At 70.9% G+C, this 21,921-nt stretch carries 23 protein-coding genes; 10 read left to right on the top strand and 13 right to left on the bottom strand.

The window, feature by feature from the left end; translation table 11 throughout:
* Positions 1 to 32: 32 nt before the first annotated feature.
* Positions 33 to 680, bottom strand: coding sequence for an HAD family hydrolase (locus ABXJ52_RS06555; RefSeq protein WP_367040066.1), 648 nt, complete (start codon positions 678 to 680; stop codon positions 33 to 35).
* A gap of 114 nt (positions 681 to 794) precedes the next feature.
* Between ABXJ52_RS06555 and ABXJ52_RS06560 the strand changes: the two genes are divergently transcribed.
* Positions 795 to 1,154 carry a hypothetical protein gene (locus ABXJ52_RS06560; RefSeq protein ID WP_367040068.1) on the top strand — a complete coding sequence of 120 codons (360 nt, stop codon included), beginning with the start codon at positions 795 to 797 and terminating at the stop codon, positions 1,152 to 1,154.
* A 1-nt stretch (position 1,155) separates the two neighbouring features.
* A complete protein-coding gene (locus ABXJ52_RS06565; RefSeq protein WP_367040070.1) occupies positions 1,156 to 1,581 on the top strand; it encodes a hypothetical protein in 426 nt (141 codons plus the stop codon).
* 73 nt (positions 1,582 to 1,654) lie between these two features.
* On the opposite strand, the gene ABXJ52_RS06570 is transcribed toward ABXJ52_RS06565, so the two are convergent.
* From ABXJ52_RS06570 to ABXJ52_RS06580, 3 genes are all read right to left on the bottom strand, one after another.
* Complete coding sequence (locus ABXJ52_RS06570) at positions 1,655 to 2,158, bottom strand: GNAT family N-acetyltransferase (RefSeq protein ID WP_367040072.1); 504 nt, start codon at positions 2,156 to 2,158, stop codon at positions 1,655 to 1,657.
* Between the two features lie 37 nt (positions 2,159 to 2,195).
* Positions 2,196 to 2,711: a sigma-70 family RNA polymerase sigma factor gene (locus ABXJ52_RS06575; RefSeq protein WP_367040073.1), complete on the bottom strand. Its 516-nt coding sequence runs from the start codon at positions 2,709 to 2,711 to the stop codon at positions 2,196 to 2,198.
* Positions 2,712 to 2,785: 74 nt separating this feature from the next.
* Positions 2,786 to 3,961, bottom strand: coding sequence for a glycerophosphodiester phosphodiesterase (locus ABXJ52_RS06580; protein ID WP_367040075.1), 1,176 nt, complete (start codon positions 3,959 to 3,961; stop codon positions 2,786 to 2,788).
* 512 nt (positions 3,962 to 4,473) lie between these two features.
* On the opposite strand from ABXJ52_RS06580, the gene ABXJ52_RS06585 reads away from it, so the two are divergent.
* Positions 4,474 to 5,037, top strand: a complete 564-nt coding sequence (locus ABXJ52_RS06585) for a lysophospholipid acyltransferase family protein (protein ID WP_367040076.1) — start codon at positions 4,474 to 4,476, stop codon at positions 5,035 to 5,037.
* A 158-nt stretch (positions 5,038 to 5,195) separates the two neighbouring features.
* Here ABXJ52_RS06585 and ABXJ52_RS06590 read toward each other — a convergent pair whose 3' ends face one another.
* The 4 genes from ABXJ52_RS06590 to argH form a co-directional block, all read right to left on the bottom strand.
* Positions 5,196 to 6,734, bottom strand: a complete 1,539-nt coding sequence (locus ABXJ52_RS06590; protein WP_367040078.1) for an MFS transporter — start codon at positions 6,732 to 6,734, stop codon at positions 5,196 to 5,198.
* Entirely contained in the window at positions 6,731 to 7,282 is a 552-nt protein-coding gene (locus ABXJ52_RS06595; RefSeq protein WP_367040080.1) for a TetR/AcrR family transcriptional regulator, read from the bottom strand. Before ABXJ52_RS06595 ends, ABXJ52_RS06590 begins: the two co-directional genes overlap by 4 nt.
* An 83-nt stretch (positions 7,283 to 7,365) precedes the next feature.
* A complete protein-coding gene (locus tag ABXJ52_RS06600) occupies positions 7,366 to 8,340 on the bottom strand; it encodes an aldo/keto reductase (protein ID WP_367040082.1) in 975 nt (324 codons plus the stop codon).
* A gap of 125 nt (positions 8,341 to 8,465) precedes the next feature.
* Positions 8,466 to 9,896: an argininosuccinate lyase gene (gene argH / locus ABXJ52_RS06605; RefSeq protein ID WP_367040083.1), complete on the bottom strand. Its 1,431-nt coding sequence runs from the start codon at positions 9,894 to 9,896 to the stop codon at positions 8,466 to 8,468.
* 151 nt (positions 9,897 to 10,047) lie between these two features.
* Here argH and ABXJ52_RS06610 point away from each other — a divergent pair, with 151 nt between their 5' ends.
* The 7 genes from ABXJ52_RS06610 (at position 10,048) to ABXJ52_RS06640 (ending at position 16,720) form a co-directional block, all read left to right on the top strand.
* The gene (locus ABXJ52_RS06610) at positions 10,048 to 10,635 is read left to right on the top strand and encodes a pyridoxamine 5'-phosphate oxidase family protein (protein ID WP_367040085.1); all 588 of its coding nucleotides are present in this window, start codon (positions 10,048 to 10,050) and stop codon (positions 10,633 to 10,635) included.
* A gap of 3 nt (positions 10,636 to 10,638) precedes the next feature.
* Positions 10,639 to 11,352: a L,D-transpeptidase family protein gene (locus ABXJ52_RS06615; protein WP_367040087.1), complete on the top strand. Its 714-nt coding sequence runs from the start codon at positions 10,639 to 10,641 to the stop codon at positions 11,350 to 11,352.
* Between the two features lie 81 nt (positions 11,353 to 11,433).
* A complete protein-coding gene (locus ABXJ52_RS06620) occupies positions 11,434 to 12,417 on the top strand; it encodes a bile acid:sodium symporter family protein (RefSeq protein ID WP_367040088.1) in 984 nt (327 codons plus the stop codon).
* 79 nt (positions 12,418 to 12,496) lie between these two features.
* Positions 12,497 to 13,213, top strand: a complete 717-nt coding sequence (locus ABXJ52_RS06625) for a GntR family transcriptional regulator (RefSeq protein WP_367040090.1) — start codon at positions 12,497 to 12,499, stop codon at positions 13,211 to 13,213.
* On the top strand, positions 13,213 to 14,217 hold the full coding sequence (locus ABXJ52_RS06630; protein ID WP_367040092.1) for an ADP-ribosylglycohydrolase family protein: 1,005 nt from the start codon (positions 13,213 to 13,215) through the stop codon (positions 14,215 to 14,217). The genes ABXJ52_RS06625 and ABXJ52_RS06630 overlap by 1 nt, the downstream gene beginning before the upstream one ends.
* A 65-nt stretch (positions 14,218 to 14,282) precedes the next feature.
* Positions 14,283 to 15,752, top strand: coding sequence for a cytosine permease (locus ABXJ52_RS06635; protein WP_367040095.1), 1,470 nt, complete (start codon positions 14,283 to 14,285; stop codon positions 15,750 to 15,752).
* Complete coding sequence (locus ABXJ52_RS06640) at positions 15,749 to 16,720, top strand: PfkB family carbohydrate kinase (RefSeq protein WP_367040097.1); 972 nt, start codon at positions 15,749 to 15,751, stop codon at positions 16,718 to 16,720. Before ABXJ52_RS06635 ends, ABXJ52_RS06640 begins: the two co-directional genes overlap by 4 nt.
* Before the next feature lie 164 nt (positions 16,721 to 16,884).
* Here the strand turns inward: ABXJ52_RS06640 and ABXJ52_RS06645 are convergent, their stop codons facing one another.
* From ABXJ52_RS06645 to argC, 5 genes are read right to left on the bottom strand one after another with little or no spacing between them, the layout of a single operon-like run.
* Positions 16,885 to 17,439, bottom strand: a complete 555-nt coding sequence (locus ABXJ52_RS06645; RefSeq protein WP_160503870.1) for an arginine repressor — start codon at positions 17,437 to 17,439, stop codon at positions 16,885 to 16,887.
* 7 nt (positions 17,440 to 17,446) lie between these two features.
* A complete protein-coding gene (locus ABXJ52_RS06650; RefSeq protein WP_367040099.1) occupies positions 17,447 to 18,655 on the bottom strand; it encodes an acetylornithine transaminase in 1,209 nt (402 codons plus the stop codon).
* On the bottom strand, positions 18,652 to 19,605 hold the full coding sequence (gene argB / locus ABXJ52_RS06655; protein ID WP_367048847.1) for an acetylglutamate kinase: 954 nt from the start codon (positions 19,603 to 19,605) through the stop codon (positions 18,652 to 18,654). Before argB ends, ABXJ52_RS06650 begins: the two co-directional genes overlap by 4 nt.
* A 20-nt stretch (positions 19,606 to 19,625) precedes the next feature.
* Complete coding sequence (gene argJ, locus ABXJ52_RS06660; protein WP_367040101.1) at positions 19,626 to 20,780, bottom strand: bifunctional glutamate N-acetyltransferase/amino-acid acetyltransferase ArgJ; 1,155 nt, start codon at positions 20,778 to 20,780, stop codon at positions 19,626 to 19,628.
* Entirely contained in the window at positions 20,777 to 21,805 is a 1,029-nt protein-coding gene (argC, locus tag ABXJ52_RS06665) for an N-acetyl-gamma-glutamyl-phosphate reductase (protein ID WP_367040102.1), read from the bottom strand. Before argC ends, argJ begins: the two co-directional genes overlap by 4 nt.
* Between the last annotated feature and the right edge of the window lie 116 nt (positions 21,806 to 21,921).

Here is a 21,921-nt window from a genome sequence, read left to right on the forward strand (position 1 = left end):
GTGGACGGGCACGGACGCGATCAGGCGGCTGCTCAGGCCTTGGTGGTGATCTCCACGCCACCCTCGATGGCCTGCGCGGACACGGCCGAGAGGTCCTTCACGACGACGTCGGCGGAGAGCTCGGCCGCGGTGTGCGTTGTGGCCAACGCCACGGTGGTCATGCCGGCCGCGCGTCCCGCCGTGAGACCCGCCGGGGCGTCCTCGAAGACCACGCAGCGCGCCGGGTCGACACCCAGTTTCGCCGCCGCGAGCAGGAAGGGCTCCGGGTCGGGCTTGCCGCGCGTGATGTCGTCGGCGGCGATCAGCATCTTCGCGTCGATGCCGACCTCCGCGAGGCGCGCCTCGGCCAGGCGCCGCCCGGCGGAGGTGACGACGGCCCAGCGCTCGGGCGGCAGGGAGGAGAGCAGTTCAAGGGTGCCGGGAAGCAGCACGACGCCGCCCGCGACGTCCGAGACCTCCAGCTCCTCGATGCGGGCGACAGCCTCGGCCACACGCTCCGCGGGCAGCATGTCGGCGATGATCTCGGCGGCGGGGCGGCCGTGCAGCTCGACCTGCTCGAACACCTCGGCGGCGACGCCGTACTCCCGCGCCAAGCGCCTCCAGCAGCGGTACACCGACTCCATGGAGGAGATGAGGGTGCCGTCGTTGTCGAACAGGAGCGCTTCAGCGTGGATCTTCATGGTGTCCGAGCGTACGGGGCACCCCCGGGGTGCGCGCAGCGGGCCTTCGAGGTGAGCACATCGGGCCTTAGGGGTGCGCGCATCGGGTCATAGGGCCCGTAATAAAGTCACCGCATGCTTGTTGCCCTGACGATCGCGACCGCCGTGGCCGCGCTCGCCCTCGCCGCGTGGTGCGGTTTCGCCGCCTACCGGGACCAGCCGACCAAGGACTGGCACTTCATCGGCATGGGCGTGGTGACGTTCCTGGCCACGGTCCAGCTGATCGTCGGCATCGTCCAGCTGGCGCGGGGCGAGAAGCCCGAGCAGGGCACGACGATCTTCGTGGCGTATCTGATCGGCTCCTTCGCCTGTGTCCCGGCCGCGGGCTTCATGTCCCTTGCGGAGCGCACCCGTTGGGGCTCCATCACGGTCGCCGCGGGCGGTGTGGTCCTCGCCGTGCTCCAGGTGCGGCTCTACGACATCTGGGGAGGCTGAGGTGACGGTGACCGAGCCCGAGCGGCAGAAGCAGAAGCTCATCACCGGGCCGGGGATTCTCCTGGTGTGGCTGTACGGGGTGATGGTGGTCGGCGCGGTGTCGCGCTCCGCCGTGCAGATCTCGACGGACTTCCACAAGGCGCCGCTCGCGTACACGCTGTCCGCGCTCGCGGGTCTCGTCTACGGCTTCATCACGTACTCGCTCGTGCGCGGCGGCGAGAGGGCCCGCAGGGCGGCGCTGGTGTGCTGCGCCGCCGAGCTGGTGGGCGTCCTGGCGGTGGGGGCGTGGACGCTGGCCGAGCCGTCCGCCTTCCCCGACGCCACGGTGTGGTCGGACTTCGGGATGGGCTATCTGTTCATTCCGGTGATCTTGCCGGCCACGGCGATCTTCTGGCTGACCAAGGCACGGAGGGCAAGCACCCCGTAAGGGGCGCGGGGCTGTGACCTTGTGCGGCTCCGCCGCGTGGGCGCGACCAGCCACGGACGGCCCGCGGTCGCACTCACACCCTGGTCACCTGGGTGCTCGCGCCGATCTCCTTGGCGAGCGTGATGCGGGTCAGCCGGTCGTTCACCTGCTGGGCGCCCACTGCCGCGTACCCGTGCTTGCGATACAGCTGGAGATTCTGCTCGCTGCGATGGCCGGTGTAGAGCTGGAAGCACTTGGTGGTGCCGCCCGCGCCGAGGCGCCCCTCTATCGCGTCCAGGAGCCTGCCTCCCAGGCCGTGGCGCTGCAGCCTGGGATGGACGATCAGTTTGTTGATCCGCGCCGTGCCGTCGGCGTCGACCGTGCCGCGCACCGACGCGACCACCTCGTCCCCGAGGCGGGCCACCAGCACGCTGCCGGCGGTCAGTTCGTCCTTGATGGAGTCGAGGGACTGCGTCAGCGGCTCGATGGAGTAGTCGCCGTACAGCTCGGCCTCGCTCTGGTAGCACAGGTACTGCAGTTTGAGGATCTTCTCGGCGTCCTGTCCGCCCGCCTCCGAGATGGTCACGCTCATGCCCATGTGTGCATGCCTCCCGCTCACCTGCTCCGCCGGTTGTCTATCGCTCCTTTCCCCACGGTTCAGGAGCCGCAACCTCCGCCGCGAGCATTCTGCGCAGGCATCCCAGGCAACGGGAACGTTCCGGCCCCAGGCTGCCCTGTGACATTCCCAACTCGCCTGCGATCTCGCGGTAGGTGAGGTCCTTGGGGGACAGCAGCGCCGCCATGAGGCCGGGGCAGCGGCCGGGCAGTCTGCGTACCGCCGCGTGCAGGGTGCGGTCGCGGTCGGCCCGCAGGGCGCGCTGCTCGGGTCCGCGCTCGGTGTCGTCGGCGGGCTCGGCCGCGTACGCCGTCTCGCGCTCCTCCGTACGACGGGTGCGGCGAGCCTCGGATGCCACGGCGGCCCGCAGCCAGGTGGCCGGGTCGGCGGGTGGGTCCGCGGCCTCCATACGCTCCAACAGGCGCAGCCAGACGGCCTGTTCGAGGTCGCCGGGGTCGGCGCCGGAGCCGTGTGCCGCGGCTGATGCCTCGGCGGCGAGGAGCGGGCGCAGCGTCGGGATGAGCGAGTGGGTCATGCACGGCGTGACGCGGCCGCTCCGGCACGAGGTTGCCGGAGCGGCCGTCTGTCACCCCAACCGGGGCCGGACGATCAGCTGTTGACGAAGTCCTCACGGGCGAGCAGCGCGGTGTCGCAGTTGTCGGAGAAGATTCCGTCGATGCCCGTCTCGAAGTACGCCTTGAACGCGCCGAAGGCGTCTCCGTAGGCGTTCGGGTCGGTGCCCTTCTTGAAGTTCGTGGGCAGGAAGGTGTTTTCGTTGCGCATCGTGTACGGGTGCAGGATCAGGCCCACCTTGTGCGCGTCCTTGACCAGGGTGGTCGGGGTGCCGAGGCTGCCGTCGGGCTTCTTCGGGATGATCAGGTCGAGCGTGGGGCCGATGCCCTGCGCGAACGACGCCATCCACTTCAGGCCCTCGGGCTTGACCAGGTCGGCGACGGTGCGCGGGTCGCCGGCCTCGACGAAGTCCCAGGGGCGCGAGCTCGCGCCGGACAGGAGCACGACGAGCGGCGGAGCGACGAGCTTGTTCAGGCGCTGGATGCTGCTGGGCTCGAAGGACTGCAGGAAGTTGGGCGAGCTCTTCTTGTGCCGCCCGTACTTGCGCAGGAGCTTGGCGAGCGGCTCTTCCAGGCCGAGGCCCAGCTTGCGGAAGTACGTGGGGTGCTTGGTCTCGATGTGCAGCCAGACCCGCTTGCCGCGCTCCCGGCCCTGCCGGTCGGCCCACCGGAAGACCTCCTCCAGGGTGGGCACCTCCCAGCGGCCGTCGTAGAGGGTGTTGCGCTGGCGGGTGCCGGGGATGCGCTCCTTGGCGCGCAGCGTCTTCAGCTCGGCGAGCGTGAAGTCCTCGGTGAACCAGCCGGTGAGCGAGACCCCGTCCACGGACTTGGTGGTCCTTCGGGACGCGAACTCGGGATGCGCGGCGACGTCCGTCGTCGCGGTGATGTCGTTCTCGTGACGGCATACGAGGTGACCGTCCTTGGTGGGGACGATGTCCTGCTCGATGACGTGCGCGCCCATGTCGAGGGCGAGCTGGTACGCGCCGAGCGTGTGCTCGGGGCGGTAGCCGCTCGCGCCGCGGTGCGCGACGACCGTGGGCACCGGCAGGTCCTTGTAGCCCCCGTGTCCGTGCTTGTCGTCGGCTCTCGCCACGCCGGGCAGTCCTACGACGGCTGTGCCCGCCCCGAGGACCGCCGCTCCCAGTACCGCGCGCCGACCCGGCCGCCGCTCCCCCGAACCCGAACCCGACCGACCCGACTTCTGTGTAGCCATTGAGCGCTCCTCCCGTTGCACTGCCTTGCACCTGACAAAGCGGCACGATCGTAGGTGGCCCCACGTGACGGATGGGAGACCCCGGACCGAACGGAAGGGTGACGCCGGATGGCGACTGGTGTGCGGGGCGGGGTCCTTTCGGTGGGCATCGGAACGGCGGGTACGCATCGGAACTCCGTGGCAGCGCGTGACCTCGGTGCGTGACAAGGGCCACTAGGACGCGCCACATGGGGCACACAGGGATAACGTCGTCACAGGGAGAGCGATTCGAGGGCTACACCACGCGCCCGCATGTCAACTCTGCGTATCCAGTGCGTGAACCCGATGTGCGGTGAGCGGGGACCCGCGAGTATCGTCCTCACCTGCACATACTCGTCGTCGACCCGTTGACACCGGAGGGCCCGTTGTCCCGTCTCGCGCTCATCAAGGCTGTGCTCGGACCGATCTTGCGTCTGATGTTCCGCCCCCGTGTGGAAGGCGCAGAGAACATTCCGGGCACTGGTCCGGTCATCATGGCCGGCAATCACCTCACGTTCATCGACTCGATGATCATTCCCCTCGTCTGCCCGCGTCCGGTGTTCTTCATCGGCAAGGACGAGTACGTGACGGGCAAGGGGCTCAAGGGCCGCCTGATGGCCTGGTTCTTCACCGGCTCCGGGATGATCCCCGTGGACCGCGACGGCGGCCACGGCGGTGTCGCCGCGCTGATGACCGGGCGGCGCGTCCTGGAGGAGGGCAAGCTCTTCGGTATCTACCCCGAAGGCACCCGCTCCCCCGACGGCCGTCTGTACCGCGGCCGTACGGGCATCGCCCGCCTGACCCTGATGACCGGCGCGCCTGTCGTCCCCTTCGCCATGATCGGCACGGACAAGCTCCAGCCCGGCGGCAAGGGCCTGCCGCGTCCGGGCCGCGTGACGGTGCGCTTCGGTGAGCCGATGGAGTTCTCGCGCTACGAGGGCATGGACCGCGACCGCTATGTGCTGCGGGCAGTGACGGACTCCGTCATGACGGAGGTCATGCAGCTTTCCGGCCAGGAGTACGTGGACATGTACGCCACGAAGGCGAAGGCGGCGTAGCTCGGGGCCCGGTCTTTGGCAGTGCGCCCGCTCCGGTGCTGGGGTTCTCCCCCGGTGCCGGAGCGGGCGCTCCGCTTTCCCCGCCGTTCGTCGCCTGCGGGTCGCCTGCGGGTCGCCTGCGGGTCGCCTGCGGCTGAGCGCGCAGTTCCCCGCGCCCCTTACGGGGCGCTGTCCTCCAGCTTGGAGCCCTTCAGGAGGAACCACGCCGCCACGGCCGTGGCGATGAGTACTGCCGCGCCCACGCCCGCGGCCAGGCGTAGGCCGTCGACGAAGGCGTCCTGGGCCGAGTGCAGCAGGGCCTGGGCCTCGTGGGCCGGGAGTACCGCGGAGGATTCCACCGCGCCGCCCAGCGACTCGTGCGCGGCCGACGCCACCTCGGGCGGGGTGCCCGCCGGGGCGGTGAAGTCGCGGTAGACGCCGGTGACGATGGAGCCGAGCAGGGCGATACCGAGGGCCGCGCCCAGTTCGTACGCCGTCTCCGAGACCGCGGAAGCGGCGCCCGCCTGCTCCTTGGGCACGCTGGAGAGGATGACGTCGGCGGTCACCGTGAACGAGAAGCCCGCGCCGATGCCGACGACCAGGAGCGAGGCTCCGAGCAGCGGATACCCGGTGCTCTGCTCCAGCGTGGTGAGCGCCGCCAACGCGATACCCACCGCCGCGAGTCCGCCGGCGACCACCGCGCGCACGGAGAACCGCCGCGCGACCATGCCCGCGATCAGACCGGCCGCCACCGCGCCCACCGCGGCGGGCAGTTCGGCCAGGCCCGCCTCGAAGGGCCGCCGCCCCTGGACCAGTTGCAGGAACTGGGAGAGGAAGAAGACCAGGCCGGAGAGGCCGAGCACCGTGAGGAGGTCGGCGAGGACCGCTCCGGAGAACCCCCGGTTGCGGAACAGACGCATGTCCAGGAGTGGCGCCGTCAGGGTGAGCTGGCGCCGTACGAACCAGGTGAGCGCCGCCACGCCGAGCACGGCGGCCACCGCGACGTCCCAGCGGAAGCCGTGCGCCGCCGCTTCCTTGATGGCGTACACGACGGCGATCATGCCGATGAGCGAGAGCACGACGCTGATCAGGTCCCACGGGCCCGGCGCCGGATTCTTCGATTCGGGCAGGAACTTGATGCCCACGAGGACCAGGACCGCCATCACCGGCAGGTTGATCAGAAAGACCGAGCCCCACCAGAAGTGTTCGAGCAGGAAGCCGCCGACGACGGGGCCGACTGCCGCGCCCGCCGACGCCATCGCGCCCCAGATACCGACCGCGAGGCTGCGCTCGCGCGGGTCGTGGAAGATGTTGCGGATCAGCGCCAGCGTGGACGGCATCAGCGTCGCGCCCGCGACACCGAGCAGCGCACGGGCCAGCATGAGGAGTTCGGGAGTGGTCGCGTAGGCGTTGAGGACCGAGACCGCGCCGAAGGCGACGGCGCCGACCAGCAGGAGCTTCTTGCGGCCGATGCGGTCACCGAGGCTGCCCATGGAGACGAGCAGACCGGCGATGACGAACGAGTACACGTCGCCGATCCACAGCAGCTGCGTGCCGGTCGGCTTGAGGTCCTCGCTGATGTACGGCGTGGCAAGGCCGAGCACCGTCGCGTCCACCGCGACGAGCAGCACGGCAAGGACCAGCACGGCGAGCGCGAGCCAGCGGCCGGGGCTGCGCTCGACCTCCGCCGACGCGGTCCGCTGTTCGATGCTGGTCATGGTTCCACTCTCCGTTGTGCGCCGCCGATCAGCAGCTCGGCGATCATGTGTGTGAAGTCGTTGGCGGCCACGCGGCCGTCCAGTACGGCCCAGGCGCCCGCGCCGATCAGGCCGTACAGCGCCTCTGTGAGCCAGACGGGGCTCAGGTCGATGCGGAACTCTCCGCCCTCCTGGCCGCGCCGGAAGAGGGCGCCGATGTTGTCGTCGAGCCGGGACCAGCCCTCGTGCTGTGCGTCGTCCTCGAAGAGCTGGTTCTCGGTGACGAGGAACGCGAGCAGACCAGCGGCCGGCTGGATCTCCTTCACCAGCCGGCGCAGCGCCTCCTGGGCGCTGTCGTCGCCGAGCCTGGCCGCTTCGAGCGCGGCCTCGCACTCCTGGATCCCGAGCTCTTCCAGGGCGCGTACGAGGGCGTCGCGCCCGGCGAAGTGACGGTGCAGGGTGGCCCGGCTGATCCCCGCCGCGCGCGCCACCTCGTCCATCGTGGACGAGCCTTTGCGGGTGAGGAGCGCCGCGGCGCTGCGCAGCACCTGGTCGCGATCGACTGACATGAGACAACCATAGACCACATGAGACATTTTTGTCTCACGGAATCTGCGCGCCTCTCACCGGAGGGGTGCCCTCCGGTGCTTTCTCAGTTCCAGGGCAGCTGCCCGCGCCGCTCCCAGTACGCAGCGGGCTCCTCCGCGAGGCCCGCGAGCCGCTCCAGCTGCCCGGCGTCGAGGTCGACGGCTGCCGCGTGCAGGTTCGACACGAGCTGGACCGAGGTGGCGGCGCCGGAGAGCACCACCCCCGCCCACGGCTGCCGGAGCACCAGGGCGAGGGCGACCGCGTCACAGCCGAGCCCGGCCTCCCCGGCGGTCTCGCGCAGGGCCGCCGGCGCCTGCGGGCCGGCGAGGCGGCCGTTGGCCATGGCCTCCTTGACCAGCACGGTGAGCCCCGCGTCGTGGGCCTCGGCGAGCGCGGGGCCCGCCGATGTCTCCAGGGCGTTGTACGTGGCCTGGACGGTGCGGAAGAGCGGCTCGCCGTCGACGGTCACCTCGAGCGCGGCGCGGATCGCGGCCGCCTGCTCCGGGCCGCTGACGGAGAGTCCGACCGTCACGCCCGCTGCCGCCAACTCGGCGAGTTTGCCGTGCAGTTCCTTGTCGGTGAGGGCGGGGCTCTCCGGAGTCACGGAGTGGATCTGATAGAGGTCGAGCCGCTCACCGAGCAGCTGGGCACTCTCCTCGCGCTGACGGACGTACGCGGCGACGCTGTGGTCCTTGACCTCGTGCGGGCCCGCGGCGTCGGCGTTCCAGGCGGCCGTGTACGTGTAGCCCCACTTGCTGCCGATCACGACGTCCCGGATGTCGGGCCTGGCGTGCAGCCAGTCGGCGAGGAACTCCTCGGAACGGCCGTACGAGCGGGCCACGTCGATGTACCGCACGCCCAACGCGTAGGCGGCGTCCAGGAGTTCGAGGGTGCGCTCGCGCAGGGCCTCGACGCTGCGGGATGGCGGCAGGTCCGCCTCGCGGCCGAGCGTGATGTAGCCGGGCCTGCCGACGGCGGCCAGGCCGAAGCCGATGTGGGCGGTGGGGGTGGTCGCTGCGGCCAGGCGCGAGAAAGGCATCGCGGGCTCCGTTCGGTCGGCTCCTTCGGCTCCTTGCGAAGACGACCAACGTAACCCGCGATGCCCACGTCAACGCGGCACGCACCGCCCCGGCGTCACGTGCGCGCCGCGACACTGCTCCCGCGTCACCCGCGCGCCGCGGCCCACTCCTGCTGGACCGTCAGGTCGGCCTTGACCTCGGCGAGCTGGGCGGCGACGGCCGAAGGGGCGGTGCCGCCACGGCCGTTGCGGGACGCCAGGGCGCCGGGGACGTTCAGGACGGTCCTGACCTCGGGCGTGAGGTGCTCGGAGATCTTGGCGAACTGCTCGTCGGTGAGCTGGTCGAGCTCGATGCCGTGCGCCTCGCACTCCTTGACGCACTCACCGGCGACCTCGTGCGCCACGCGGAACGGCACACCCTGCTTGACCAGCCACTCGGCGATGTCCGTGGCGAGCGAGAAGCCGGCCGGGGCCAGCTCCTCCATACGCTCGCGGTGCACGGTGAGCGTCGCCATCATGCCGGTGAAGGCGGGCAGCAGGACCTCCAGCTGGTCGCAGGAGTCGAAGACCGGCTCCTTGTCCTCCTGGAGATCGCGGTTGTAGGCGAGCGGAAGCGCCTTGAGCGTCGCCATCAGGCCGGTCAGATTGCCGATCAGGCGGCCCGACTTGCCGCGCGCCAGCTCGGCGATGTCCGGGTTCTTCTTCTGCGGCATGATCGACGAGCCGGTCGAGAACGCGTCGTGGAGCGTGACGAAGGAGAACTCCTTCGTGTTCCAGAGGATGATCTCCTCGGCGATCCGGGAGAGGTTCACGCCGATCATCGCGGTGATGAAGGCGAACTCCGCCGCGAAGTCACGGGCGGCAGTGCCGTCGATGGAGTTGGCCGCCGAGCCGCGCTCGAAGCCGAGGTCGGCGGCGACCGCCTCAGGGTCGAGACCGAGGGAGGAGCCCGCGAGCGCTCCCGAGCCGTACGGCGACACGGCCGTCCGCTCGTCCCACTGCCGCAGGCGTTCCCCATCCCGGGAGAGGGACTGGACGTGCGCGAGGACGTGGTGCGCGAAGAGCACGGGCTGGGCGTGCTGGAGGTGCGTGCGTCCCGGCATGGCGACGTCGGGGTGCGCCTCGGCGAGGCCGACGAGCGCGCCCTGGAGGTCGGCGATCAGGCCGCCGATGACGCGGGCGTGGTCCCGCAGGTACATCCGGAAGAGGGTCGCCACCTGGTCGTTGCGCGACCGGCCTGCGCGCAGCTTGCCGCCGAGGTCGGGGCCGAGCCGCTCCAGGAGGCCACGCTCCAGGGCGGTGTGCACGTCCTCGTCGGCGATGGTGCCGACGAAGGAGCCGTCGGCCACGTCGGCTTCGAGCTGGTCGAGGCCGCCCAGCATGCGGGTCAGCTCGTCCTCGGTGAGCAGCCCGGCCTTGTGGAGCACGCGCGCGTGGGCGCGGGAACCGGCGATGTCGTACGGCGCGAGGCGCCAGTCGAAGTGGACCGATGCCGACAGCTTGGCCAGGGCCTCTGCCGGGCCGTCCGCGAACCGGCCGCCCCAGAGCCGGACGTCACCGCCGTTGTTGCTGCTCACTTCACGTGCTCCTTAACCTGCATGCGCCGTAGTGCATGAGTATGCAGTGTGCCGTATGTTTCGTCAATCCGGCCACGATGCGAGACCCACCATGCGAGACATCGACCAGGTCGTTAGACAGGCGAACTAACTTTGTGAATAATCGTTAGGCATGGGAAAGACCTACGAACGCATAGACGGCAGACTCCGCTCGTTCATCGAGGCTCAGCCTCTCTTCTTCACCGCGACCGCGCCCCTCTCCGGCGACGGCACGATCAATCTCTCCCCCAAGGGCATCACGGGTTCCTTCGCCGTCATCGACGAACACACCGTGGCGTATCTGGACTTCGCGGGCAGCAACGCCGAGACGGTCGCGCACCTGCGCGAGAACGGCCGCATCACCCTGATGTGGACCGCCTTCCAGGGCCCGCCGAACATCGTCCGGGTGCACGGCCGGGGCGAACCCGTCTTCCGCGACGACCCGCGCTGGGCCGACCTGCTCGGCCACTTCCCCGCCGTCGACCCGACCCCGCACGGCCTGCGCGCCATCATCGTCGTGACGGCCGAACTCGTCCGTGACACCTGCGGATACGCGGTGCCCTTCATGTCGTACGACGAGGACCGCGACCTGCACGCCAAGCGCTTCGCGCGCGAGGACGACGCGTCGCTGAGCGCCTACTTCACCAAGAAGGAGCACATCGCGCAGAGCATCGACGGCCTGCCGGGGCTGCCGCTGCCGTTGCCGCCCAGTACGGTCTGAGCCATGCGCCCCCGTGCCGTCGCCCTCGCGTCCGTAAGCGCCCTCATCCTGGCCGTCGCCGGCACGCTCGGCGCCGCGCCCCACGCGAACCCCCCACTGCCGGACCGCATGGCCGACACGGGCGACGGCACCCAGCTCATCACCGCCGAGGCCGCGCGCACCAGTTCCACCACCGGCACGGTCACGTGGTGGGACCGCAGCGGCGGGCGGTGGGCAAAGACCGGGGCCTCCGCGGCCCGGTTCGGCGCGAAAGGCCTGACGGAGGGCGGCTCCCGCAAGCAGGGGACGAACACGACGCCCACCGGGCTCTTCCGGCTCCCGTACGCCTTCGGGATCAAGCCCGCGCCGCCCGGCACGGACTACTCCTACCGCCGCGTCGCGAAGAACTCCTGGTGGTGCCAGGACAACGACTCGCGCTCCTACAACCGCTGGACCCAGCCGCGCCCCGCCGACTGCCGCGCCGCCGAGTCCGAGCACCTCATCACGTACGACCCCCAGTACGCGCACGCCCTGGTGATCGGCTTCAACTACGACCGGCCGGTGCGCGGACGCGGCGCCGGCATCTTCCTGCACGTCAACGGGCGCGGGGCGACGGCGGGTTGTGTGTCCGTGCCCGAGGACGCGATGCGGCGGATCCTCGCGTGGGCCGACGAGGCGCGGCGGCCGCACATGGCGATCGGGACGCAGTCGGGGGCAACGGCCATCACGCGCTACTGACCGCCCGCCGCCAGCTCGGTGTAGCGACCACATATCGAGACGGGGTTGCGTCCGCGCGGCGTGGCGGCGTTGCATCGCCGGGTGCAATCCGAACAGACGATCCCCAGCTCAACGGAGAGCGGCGACAAGGCGGCCCGCCTCGCCGTCACGGTCTTCCCCGTCCTCGTGCTCGCCGCGGGCGCGCTCGGCCTGATGGCGCCGGACGCCTTCAAGGGCTGGGGCACGGACGTCCCGTACCTCCTGGGTCTCGTGATGTTCTGCATGGGGCTCACCATGACCCCGCTCGACTTCCAGGGTGTCGTCAAGCGGCCCTGGGCCGTCGCGCTCGGCCTTGTCGCGCATTACGTGATCATGCCGGGGCTCGGCTGGCTGATCGCGCACGCTCTCGGGCTCTCGCCGCAACTGGCCGCCGGTGTCATCCTCGTCGGCTGCGCGCCGAGCGGGACCGCGTCCAATGTCGTGACCTATCTGGCGCGCGGCGACGTGGCCCTCTCGGTCTCGGTCGCCACCGTGTCGACCGTGCTCGCGCCGCTCATCACTCCCCCGCTCACCCTCCTCCTCGCGGGCGAGTACCTGCCCGTGGACGCGGGTTCGATGGTCACGGACATCCTCAAGACCGTGCTGCTCCCGGTCATCGCCGGTCTCGTCGTGCGTCTGCTGTTCGGGCGCTACATCGGGCGTGTGCTCAGTGCGCTGCCGTGGCTGTCCGCCGTGACCATCGCCGTCATCGTGGCCATCGTCGTCGCGGGCAGCGCGGCGGCCATCAAGTCGGCCGCCCTGCTCGTGTTCCTCGCCGTCGTCCTGCACAACGGCCTCGGCCTCGCGCTCGGCTACGGAGCGGGCAAGCTGGCCCGCCTGGGCCCGCCCGCGTCGCGCGCCATGGCCTTCGAGGTCGGGATGCAGAACTCCGGGCTCGCGGCCTCGCTCGCAACCGCCCACTTCAGCCCGCTCGCCGCGCTGCCCGCCGCCGTGTTCTCCGTGTGGCACAACGTCTCGGGGGCGCTCGTCGCCGCCTGGATGTCCCACCGGGCGCGGCGGACGGAACGGCGGGCCGAGCAGGCCTGACGGGCACCCCGCAACCCCGCCACAAAGAATCTTCAGGCAGCCGTAGACAGGACGGATCAGCTCCGCTTAGCTTCTAGACATGCCTGGACAGGTTCATAAGCATCATCGTGTCGCGCACGTACTCGCCGACGAGATCCGCGCCGGAGTCCACGCCGACGGCAGCCGCCTGCCCGGCGAGCATGCCCTGCGGGAGCGGTTCGGCGTCAGCCGTACGACCGTGCGGCAGGCGCTCAGCGCGCTCGGCGAGCAGGGGCTCATCGAGACGCACGCCGGGATCGGTTCGATCGTCACGTTCGACGGCACCCCGCTCGACCAGCAGCTCGGCTGGACCCGGGCGCTCGCCGACCAGGGCACCGAGCTCTCCACCGAGACCCTCCGCTTCGAGCGGATCACGGACCCGGAGCTGGCCGCCGAACTCGGCCTGACGGAACCGCGCTTCGTCGCCCTCGACCGCGTCAGGCGACTGCCCGACGGCGCGGGCGTCTCCCTGGAGCGCAGCCGCGTCCCCGCCGTGCCCGCCCTCGCCGACCTGCCCGAGCGCGGCCTCGAAGGCGGCTCCCTCAACCGGACGCTGCTGGCGGCGGGCCGTGTCGCCGCGTCCAGCGACGCCCGCATCGCGGTGTCCGGCCTCGGCGACCGGGACGCGGGGCACCTCCACCGCTCCCCCGGTGAGCCGTTCATCCGGCTCACCCAGGTCTTCCGCGATGCCGATGGGGAGGTCGTGGAGCAGGTGACGAGCCTGCTCGACCCGTCCCGGTTCCAACTGCACGTACGCACCGGCCGAGGAGGCCACTGATGACCACCGCACCGCCCGACCTGCTCGACCGGGCACTCGGCGCCTTCTACGGGCTCGCGCTCGGCGACGCGCTCGGCATGCCGACCCAGGTCATGTCCCGCGAGGACGTCGTGCGCGTCTACGGCACGCTGACCGGGTTCGAACCCGCCCGTGACGACAACCCAGTGAGCGCGGGGATGCCCGCCGGCGCCGTCACCGACGACACCGACCAGGCGGTCATCGTGGCGCGGCTGCTCGTCGAGGGCGGCGGGCACGTCGGCCCGCTGCGGTTCGCCGACGAACTCCTCTCCTGGGAGCGGGAGATGAAGGCCAAGGGGTCCTTCGACCTGCTCGGCCCGTCCACCAAGGCCGCCCTTGACGCCGTCGCGGCGGGCGCCGATCCCAAGGAGGCGGGCAGGTACGGCACCACCAACGGCGCCGCGATGCGCGTCACCCCCGTCGGCATCGCCTTCACCGCCGATCCGCTGCCGGACTTCCTCGACCGGGTCGTGGAGTCCTGCCAGGTCACCCATGACACGAACATCGGCATCGCGGGCGCGGCGGCCGTCGCCGCCGCGGTGAGCACAGGGGTCGCGGGCGGCACGCTCGACGACGCCTTCGACGCCGCCGTCGCCGCCGCGCGGGCCGGAGCCCGGCGCGGCAACTGGATCGCCGGGGCCGACATCTCCGCCAGGATCGCCTGGGCCCGCGAGCTGGTGACCGGCCTGGACGAGGCCACGGCCCTCGATCGGGTCGTCGCGCTCATCGGCACCAGCGTCGCCAGCCAGGAGTCGGTACCCGCCGCGTTCGCCGTGCTCGCGCTGACCGGCGGAGATCCCTGGCGCAGCGCGCTGCTCGCCGCGAACCTCGGCGGCGACAGCGACACCATCGCCGCGATCGCGGGTGCGGTCGCCGGATCGGTACGCGGCCTCGCGGGCCTCCCCGCCGACGCCGTACGCACCCTGCGCACGGTCAACCACCTCGAACTGGAGCCGCTGACGGCCCAGTTGCTCACCCACCGCTGAGACCACCGAGAGCTCTCCGCCCACTCCCCGTCCCCGCCCCACGTACCGCGCAAGGAGGTTCCGTCATGGCCGCTTCGACGAAGAACGTGTCGGTCGGCACCGTGGAGACCCGAGGGATCGAGCCGGTCCCCGACAGCGAACGTCACGGCCACGCCGGCCAGATGTTCTGGACCTGGTTCGCCGCCAACATCTCGATCCTGGGTCTGCCGCTCGGCGCGACGCTCGTCGCCTTCCGCGGCCTCAACATCTGGCAGGCCGCGCTGGTCGCGATCGTCGGCTCGGTAGGGTCGTTCGCGCTGGTGGGGGCCTTGAGCCTGGCGGGCAAGAAGGGCGGGGCGCCTGCCCTCACGCTCTCCCGCGCGGTGTTCGGGCAGCGCGGCAACGCGGGCCCGACGCTCGTCAGCTGGCTGAGCAGGGTCGGCTGGGAGACGATCACGACGACCACGGCGGCGTACGCGCTGCTCGCCCTCCTCGGCGTGGCCTTCGACGTCCGCCGGAACTCCTTCCTGACCGTGCTCTGCCTGCTGGTCTTCATCGCCTGCACGCTGCTGATCAGCGGCCTCGGACACGCCACGATCATGTGGATCAACAAGTGGGCGACCGTCCTGTTCGGCGTCCTGAACCTGATCGTGATGGGCTTCCTGGTCGCGACCGTCGACTGGTCGAAGGTCCTCGAAGCCCCGGCGGGGCCGGCCAGCGGTGTCGTCGCCGGCATCGGATTCATCGCCGCGGGCACGGGCATCGGCTGGGCCAACGCCGGTGCGGACTACGCCCGTTACCTCCCCCGTACGATCCCCGGGCGACGCCTGGTCACCGCGTCGGCCTTCGGCGCGGGCATCCCGCTCGTGCTGCTCATCTCGCTCGGCTCGCTCCTGACAGCAGGCGACCCGTCGCTCGCCACGTCCTCCGACCCGGTCTCCGCGATCAACGCGATGCTGCCGTCCTGGATGGCGATCCCGTATCTGATCGCGGCCTTCGGCGGCCTGCTGATGTCCAACCACCTGTCGACCTACTCGGCGGGGCTCACCATGATCACGCTGGGTCTGCGGGTGCCGCGGGCCTGGGCCGTGGTCATCGACATCGTCCTGATGTTCCTCGGCGGCATCTACTTCATGCTGATCGCCGACGACTTCTACGGGCCCTTCTCCACCTTCCTCACCCTCCTCGCCGTGCCGATCTCCGCCTGGATCGGGGTGATCGCGGTCGACATGCTGCGGGGCCGCGACTACGACCCCGACGCCCTGATGGACACCTCGCGGACCAGCCGCTACTGGTACACGGGCGGCTTCCGGATGCCCGCCGTGCTCGCGTGGGTCGCGGCGATCGTGTCGGGGCTCCTGTTCACCACCGCCGGTACGGGCGCGGACGACGTGTGGTTCTCCGGGCCGCTGGCCGACACATGGTTCGGGGTCAACGGGCTCGGCTGGGCGGTGTCCATCGTGGTGGGCGCGGCGGTCTACGCGGCGCTCGGCGGACGCGGCTCCCTTTCATCAACTCCCGCGTCCACCTCAGCAGTCGAGGAGCCCGTCCGATGAGCACCACCGCAGCTTCTCCCCGCCTCGTCCTCGCGGGGAACGTCATCGCCGACCTCGTCATCGAGGTCCCCGCGCTGCCCGAACGGGGCGGCGACGTGATCGGCTCCCGTACGGAGCTGTACGCGGGCGGCGGCTTCAACGCCCTGACGGCGGCGCGGCGGCTGGGGTCGGAGGCGGTGTACGCGGGGCTGCACGGGACCGGGCCGTACGGAGACCTCGTCCGCCGCTCCCTCGCCGAGGAGGGCATCGGGACGCTGCTCCCGGTGCGTACGGACGGGGACACGGGGTTCTGCGTGGCGCTGGTGGACGCCGGGGGCGAGCGGACGTTCGTGACCAGTTTCGGGGTGGACGCGCGGATGACGGCGGCGGAGACGGGCGTGGTCGCGGGGGCGCTGCGGGCGGGCGACACGGTCCAACTGTCCGGGTACGGCCTCGTGATGGAGGTCAACGGTCCGCTGCTGTCCGCGTTCGCGGCGGGGCTGCCGGGCGATGTGCGGGTCTGTTTCGATCCGGCGCCGCTGGTCGCCGACATCCCGGCGTCCGTCCTGGAGCCGGTCCTCGCGCGGACCGACTGGCTGAGCTGCAACGCGCGTGAGGCCCGCCTGATGAGCGGCCACTCCGAGCCGCGGGCCGCCGCTGCCGCCCTGCGGGGGCGGCTCGCGCCGGGGGCGGGGGTGTTGGTGCGGGCCGACAAGGATGGGTGCTGGGTGACTGCGCCGGGCTTGGGTGGGGTGGTGCATGTGCCCGGGTTTCCCGTGGACGCGGTGGACAGTAACGGTGCCGGGGATGCCCATGTGGGCGCGTTCCTCGCCCTGTTGGGGCGGGGGCTCGATCCTCTCACCGCTGCGCGGGGCGCGAACGCTGCGGCGGCTTGTGCGGTGACGCGGCGGGGGCCCGCTACTTCGCCGGGGCTTGCGGAGTTGGTGGCGTTTCTTGGGGATGATCCGCTGGGTGGGGTGCTGGGGTAGGAGCACTACTCGTTCCCCAACCCCGCCCCTTCCCGACAGTGACATTTTGCGGCTCCGCCGCGGGCCGCTCGGCGCGGGGGCCTTGGCTGCCGCCATCACCGGCTCCGCCGAGTTCGTCCTCAAACGCCGGACGGGCTGGATTTCCAGCCCGTCCGTCGGGAAACTCAGTGTTCGTTCGAAGCCAGGCGCAGCAAGTGATCGGCCAGGGCCTGCCCCCCAGTAGCCTCCCTGCTGATCAGCATCAGCGTGTCGTCCCCCGCGATCGTCCCCAAGATGTCATGCAGCTCCGCCTGGTCGATCGCCGAGGCGAGGAACTGGGCGGCGCCCGGCGGCGTTCGCAGGACGACGAGGTTGGCCGAGGCTTCGGCGGAGATCAGCAGCTCCGCCGAGAGGCGACGCATCCGCTCCTCCTTGGCGGACTCCCCCAGCGGCGCACGCGGCGTGCGGAAGCCGCCCTCGCTCGGCACCGCGTAGATGAGGTCGCCCTCTGCGTTGCGGATCTTCACGGCGTTCAGCTCGTCCAGGTCCCGCGAGAGCGTCGCCTGCGTGACCGTGAGCCCGTCGTCCGCCAGCAGCTTCGCCAGCTGGCTCTGGGAGCGCACGGGCTGCCGGTTGAGGATGTCCACGATCCGGCGGTGGCGTGCGGTGCGGGTCTGCGGCACGGCGGGCCCGGCGTGATCCGGGTGTTCCGCGTGCTCGTTGCCTTGCGCCTGGCTCATCGTCGTCTCATTCTCCGGATCGTCCGTCCCCGTTGGCCACGGTGGCCTGGTCAAGCACGCCGGGCAGGGCCCGCAGCAGCGCGTCCACCTCGTCGTCGCGCACGTTCAGCGGCGGCATCAGCCGTACGACATCGGGGGCGGGCGCGTTCACCAGGAAGCCGGCGTCCTGAGCCGCCTGCTGCACCTGGGGCGCGAGCGGCTCGGTGAGCACGATACCCAGCAGCAGGCCCGCACCCCGGACATGGCCCACGAGCGGGTGTCCGAGTGACTCGATTCCGTCGCGCAGCCGCTCGCTCGTGCGCTTCACGTTGTCCAGGAGTCCATCGGCCTCGATCGTGTCGAGCACCGCGAGTCCCGCGGCGCACGCCACCGGGTTTCCGCCGAACGTCGTTCCGTGGTGGCCGGGCTTGAGGAGCTCGGCCGCCGCGCCGAACGCGACCGTCGCGCCGAGCGGCAGGCCGCCGCCGAGACCCTTCGCGAGCGTGACGACGTCGGGCTGGACGCCCTCGTGCGCGAGGTACTCGAACCAGTGGCCGGTACGGCCGATCCCGGTCTGCACCTCGTCGAGGACGAGGAGGGTGCCGGTGGCCTTGGTGATGTCGCGGGCCGCCTTGAGGTAGCCCGCGGGCGGCACGACCACGCCCTTCTCGCCCTGGATGGGTTCGATGACGACGAGGGCGGTCTCCTCGGTGACCGCTGCCCGCAGGGCCTCGACGTCGCCGTACGGCACATGCGTGACGTCGCCGGGCAGCGGCAGGAACGGCTCCCGCTTTCCGGGCTGGCCGGTGAGCGCGAGCGCCCCCATCGTCCGGCCGTGGAAGCCGCCGTCCGTGGCGACCATGTGCGAACGCCCGGTCAGGCGGCCGATCTTGACGGCGCCTTCGTTGGCCTCGGCGCCGGAGTTGCAGAAGTACACCCGGCCTTCGCGCCCGAAGAGCTGGAGCAGCCGCTCCGCGAGCGCGACCGGCGGCTCGGCGACGAAAAGGTTCGAGACGTGGCCGAGGGAGGCGATCTGGGTGCTGACGGCCTCGACGACCGCCGGGTGGGCGTGGCCGAGCGCGTTGACCGCGATGCCGCCGACGAAGTCGACGTACTCCTTGCCGTCGGCGTCCCACAGCTTGCTGCCCGCGCCGCGGACCAGGGGCAGCCTGGGCGTGCCGTAGTTGTCCATCAGCGCGTCCTGCCAGCGCTTGGTCAACTCCTCGTTGCCGGTCATGCCGCTTCCCCCTCCATGTCGTCCACAGGCGCGTCCGGCACGACCATCGTGCCGATGCCCTCGTCGGTGAAGATCTCCAGGAGGATCGAGTGCTGGACCCGCCCGTCGATCACGCGGGCCGTCTCGACGCCGTTGCGCACGGCGTGCAGACAGCCCTCCATCTTCGGGACCATGCCGCTCGCCAGCTCGGGAAGGAGCTTCTCCAGCTCCTTCGCGGTCAGGCGGCTGATCACCTCGTCGCTGTTCGGCCAGTCCTCATAGAGGCCCTCGACGTCCGTGAGGACCATGAGGGTCTCGGCGTCCAGCGCAGCCGCAAGTGCCGCAGCCGCCGTATCAGCATTGACGTTGTAGACATGTCCGTCGTCCTGGGAGCGGGCGATCGAGGAGACCACCGGGATACGGCCGTCGGCGAGCAGCGCCTCGATGGCGCCGGTGTCGATCTCGGTGATCTCGCCGACGCGGCCGATGTCGACCAACTCGCCCTCGATGCGAGGCTGGTGCTTGGTGGCGGTGATGGTGTGCGCGTCCTCGCCGGTGAGGCCGACGGCGAGCGGGCCGTGCTGGTTGAGCAGGCCGACCAGCTCGCGCTGGACCTGGCCCGCGAGCACCATCCGTACGACGTCCATGGCGTCCTCGGTGGTGACGCGCAGGCCCGCCTTGAACTCGCTGACGATGCCGTGCCGGTCCAGGGCCTTGCTGATCTGCGGTCCGCCGCCGTGCACGACGACAGGCTTGAGCCCCGCGTGGTGCAGGAAGACGACGTCCTGCGCGAAGGCGGCCTTCAGTTCCTCGTCCACCATGGCGTTACCGCCGAACTTGATGACGACGGTCTTGCCGCGGTGCCTGGTCAGCCAGGGCAGCGCCTCGATGAGGATCTGCGCCTTGGGGAGCGCGGTGTGCTTCCGCGCGGTCGGGTTGCTGCTCGTGTTCCCACTCGTGTCGCCGCTCATATCGCCGCTCGTGTCGCCGCTCATGAGGAGTACGCGCTGTTCTCGTGGACGTAGTCGGCGGTGAGGTCGTTGGCCCAGATCACGACCGGCTCGGCGGTGCCTGCCGCCAGATCCGCGGTGATCTTGATCTCCCGGTAGCGCATGTCGACCAGGTCGCGGTCCTCGCCGACGCTGCCGTTCTTGCAGACCCATACGCCGTTGATGGCGACGTTCAGCTGGTCGGGCTCGAAGGCGGCCTTCGTCGTGCCGATGGCGGAGAGCACGCGGCCCCAGTTGGGGTCCTCGCCGTGAAGGGCGCACTTGAGGAGGTTGTTGCGGGCGATGGAGCGACCCACCTCGACGGCGTCGTCCTCGGAGGCGGCGTTGACGACCTCGATCCGGATGTCCTTGCTCGCGCCCTCGGCGTCGCCGATGAGCTGGCGGGCGAGGTCGTCGCAGACGGTACGGACGACCTCGGCGAACTCGGCATACCCCGGGGCGACTTGTGAAGCACCGGAGGCGAGGAGCAGCACCGTGTCGTTCGTGGACATGCAGCCGTCGGAGTCGACGCGGTCGAAGGTGACCTTCGTGGCGTCCCGCAGGGCCTTGTCCAGGACATCGGCTTCAAGGTCGGCGTCCGTGGTGAGGACGACCAGCATCGTGGCGAGCCCGGGGGCGAGCATGCCCGCGCCCTTGGCCATACCGCCGACCGTCCACCCGTCCTGGGTGACCACGGCCGTCTTGTGCACACTGTCGGTGGTCTTGATGGCGATGGCGGCCTTCTCGCCGCCGTGCGCGGAGAGTTCACCGGCCGCGCTCTCGACTCCCGGCAGGAGCTTGTCCATGGGGAGCGTGACGCCGATGAGCCCGGTCGACGCGACGGCGACCTCGCCCGCGTTCAGGTCGAGGGTCTCGGCGACCTTCTCGGCGGTGGCGTGCGTGTCCTGGAAGCCCTGCGGGCCCGTACAGGCGTTGGCGCCACCGGAGTTGAGGACGACGGCGGAGATGAGCCCGCCCTTGACGACCTGCTCCGACCAGAGGACGGGGGCGGCCTTGACGCGGTTGGAGGTGAAGACGCCCGCGGCGGCCAGGCGGGGCCCGGTGTTGACCACGAGGGCCAGGTCCGGGTTGCCGTTCTCCTTGATCCCGGCGGCGATGCCCGCCGCCGTGAATCCCTTAGCTGCCGTGACGCTCACGGTGCCACTCCGATCGTAGAGAGCCCGGTGGCCTCGTCGAGGCCGAGGGCGATGTTCATGCTCTGCAGGGCGCCGCCCGCGGTGCCCTTGGTGAGGTTGTCGATGGCGCTGATCACGATGACGCGCCCCGCCGCCTCGTCGTACGCGACCTGGATCTGCACGGCGTTCGAGCCGTACACGGCGGCGGTCGCGGGCCACTGCCCCTCGGGGAGCAGGTGCACGAAGGGCTCGTCCGCATAGGCCTTCTCGTACGCGGCCCGCACGGACTCGGCGGTGACGCCGTCCGTCGCCTTCGCGCTGCACGTGGCGAGGATGCCGCGGGGCATCGGGGCCAGGGTGGGCGTGAAGGAGACGGTGACGGGGGCGCCCGCGGCTGCGGAGAGGTTCTGGATCATCTCGGGGGTGTGCCGGTGGACGCCGCCCACGCCGTACGGCGACATGGAGCCCATCACCTCGGAGCCCAGCAGGTGCGGCTTGGCCGCCTTGCCCGCGCCCGAGGACCCGGAAGCCGCGACGATCACCGCTTCGGCCTCGGCGAGCCCGGCGGCGTACGCGGGAAAGAGGGCGAGGGAGACGGCCGTGGGATAGCAGCCGGGCACGGCGATGCGCTTGGACCCTTCGAGGGCCGCGCGGGCGCCCGGCAGCTCGGGCAGGCCGTAGGGCCAGGTGCCGGCGTGTGCGCTGCCGTAGAACTTCTCCCAGTCGCCCGCGTCCGCCAGCCGGAAGTCGGCGCCCATGTCGACGACGAGGACGTCAGGGCCGAGCTGCTCGGCCACGGCGGCGGACTGGCCGTGGGGCAGGGCGAGGAAGACGACATCATGACCGGCGAGGACGTCGGCGGTGGTCGGCTCCAGGACGCGGTCGGCGAGCGGCATCAGGTGCGGCTGCAGCGCACCCAGACGCTGGCCGGCGTTCGAGTTGCCGGTCAGGGCGCCGATCTCCACCTCGGGGTGGGCGAGCAGCAGACGCAGCAATTCACCGCCCGCGTACCCACTCGCTCCTGCCACTGCTGCGCGTACCGCCATGGAACCCTCCTCCTAGATGGCATGACTATACGTGCAGCCGCAGTTTTATGCAACGAGATCCGGGGCGCCCACCTGCGATGAGTTCGCGCGAGGGCGAGGGTCACTACAGACAGACA

Source organism: Streptomyces sp. Je 1-332 (assembly GCF_040730185.1).
Classification (GTDB): domain Bacteria; phylum Actinomycetota; class Actinomycetes; order Streptomycetales; family Streptomycetaceae; genus Streptomyces.

Bases quoted from the DNA above. Each gene is read 5' to 3' on its own strand.
- ABXJ52_RS06590 (WP_367040078.1), bottom strand. From the start codon at position 6,734: ATGACCAGCATCGAACAGCGGACCGCGTCGGCGGAGGTCGAGCGCAGC.
- ABXJ52_RS06635 (WP_367040095.1), top strand. From the start codon at position 14,283: ATGGCCGCTTCGACGAAGAACGTGTCGGTCGGCACCGTGGAGACCCGA.
- ABXJ52_RS06630 (WP_367040092.1), top strand. From the start codon at position 13,213: ATGACCACCGCACCGCCCGACCTGCTCGACCGGGCACTCGGCGCCTTC.
- ABXJ52_RS06560 (WP_367040068.1), top strand. From the start codon at position 795: ATGCTTGTTGCCCTGACGATCGCGACCGCCGTGGCCGCGCTCGCCCTC.
- ABXJ52_RS06595 (WP_367040080.1), bottom strand. From the start codon at position 7,282: ATGTCAGTCGATCGCGACCAGGTGCTGCGCAGCGCCGCGGCGCTCCTC.
- argC (WP_367040102.1), bottom strand. From the start codon at position 21,805: ATGGCGGTACGCGCAGCAGTGGCAGGAGCGAGTGGGTACGCGGGCGGT.
- ABXJ52_RS06650 (WP_367040099.1), bottom strand. From the start codon at position 18,655: ATGACCGGCAACGAGGAGTTGACCAAGCGCTGGCAGGACGCGCTGATG.
- ABXJ52_RS06570 (WP_367040072.1), bottom strand. From the start codon at position 2,158: ATGGGCATGAGCGTGACCATCTCGGAGGCGGGCGGACAGGACGCCGAG.
- ABXJ52_RS06610 (WP_367040085.1), top strand. From the start codon at position 10,048: ATGGGAAAGACCTACGAACGCATAGACGGCAGACTCCGCTCGTTCATC.
- ABXJ52_RS06575 (WP_367040073.1), bottom strand. From the start codon at position 2,711: ATGACCCACTCGCTCATCCCGACGCTGCGCCCGCTCCTCGCCGCCGAG.
- ABXJ52_RS06585 (WP_367040076.1), top strand. From the start codon at position 4,474: ATGGCCGGCAATCACCTCACGTTCATCGACTCGATGATCATTCCCCTC.
- ABXJ52_RS06615 (WP_367040087.1), top strand. From the start codon at position 10,639: ATGCGCCCCCGTGCCGTCGCCCTCGCGTCCGTAAGCGCCCTCATCCTG.
- ABXJ52_RS06555 (WP_367040066.1), bottom strand. From the start codon at position 680: ATGAAGATCCACGCTGAAGCGCTCCTGTTCGACAACGACGGCACCCTC.
- ABXJ52_RS06645 (WP_160503870.1), bottom strand. From the start codon at position 17,439: ATGAGCCAGGCGCAAGGCAACGAGCACGCGGAACACCCGGATCACGCC.
- ABXJ52_RS06580 (WP_367040075.1), bottom strand. From the start codon at position 3,961: ATGGCTACACAGAAGTCGGGTCGGTCGGGTTCGGGTTCGGGGGAGCGG.
- argB (WP_367048847.1), bottom strand. From the start codon at position 19,605: ATGAGCGGCGACACGAGTGGGAACACGAGCAGCAACCCGACCGCGCGG.
- ABXJ52_RS06600 (WP_367040082.1), bottom strand. From the start codon at position 8,340: ATGCCTTTCTCGCGCCTGGCCGCAGCGACCACCCCCACCGCCCACATC.
- ABXJ52_RS06640 (WP_367040097.1), top strand. From the start codon at position 15,749: ATGAGCACCACCGCAGCTTCTCCCCGCCTCGTCCTCGCGGGGAACGTC.
- ABXJ52_RS06625 (WP_367040090.1), top strand. From the start codon at position 12,497: ATGCCTGGACAGGTTCATAAGCATCATCGTGTCGCGCACGTACTCGCC.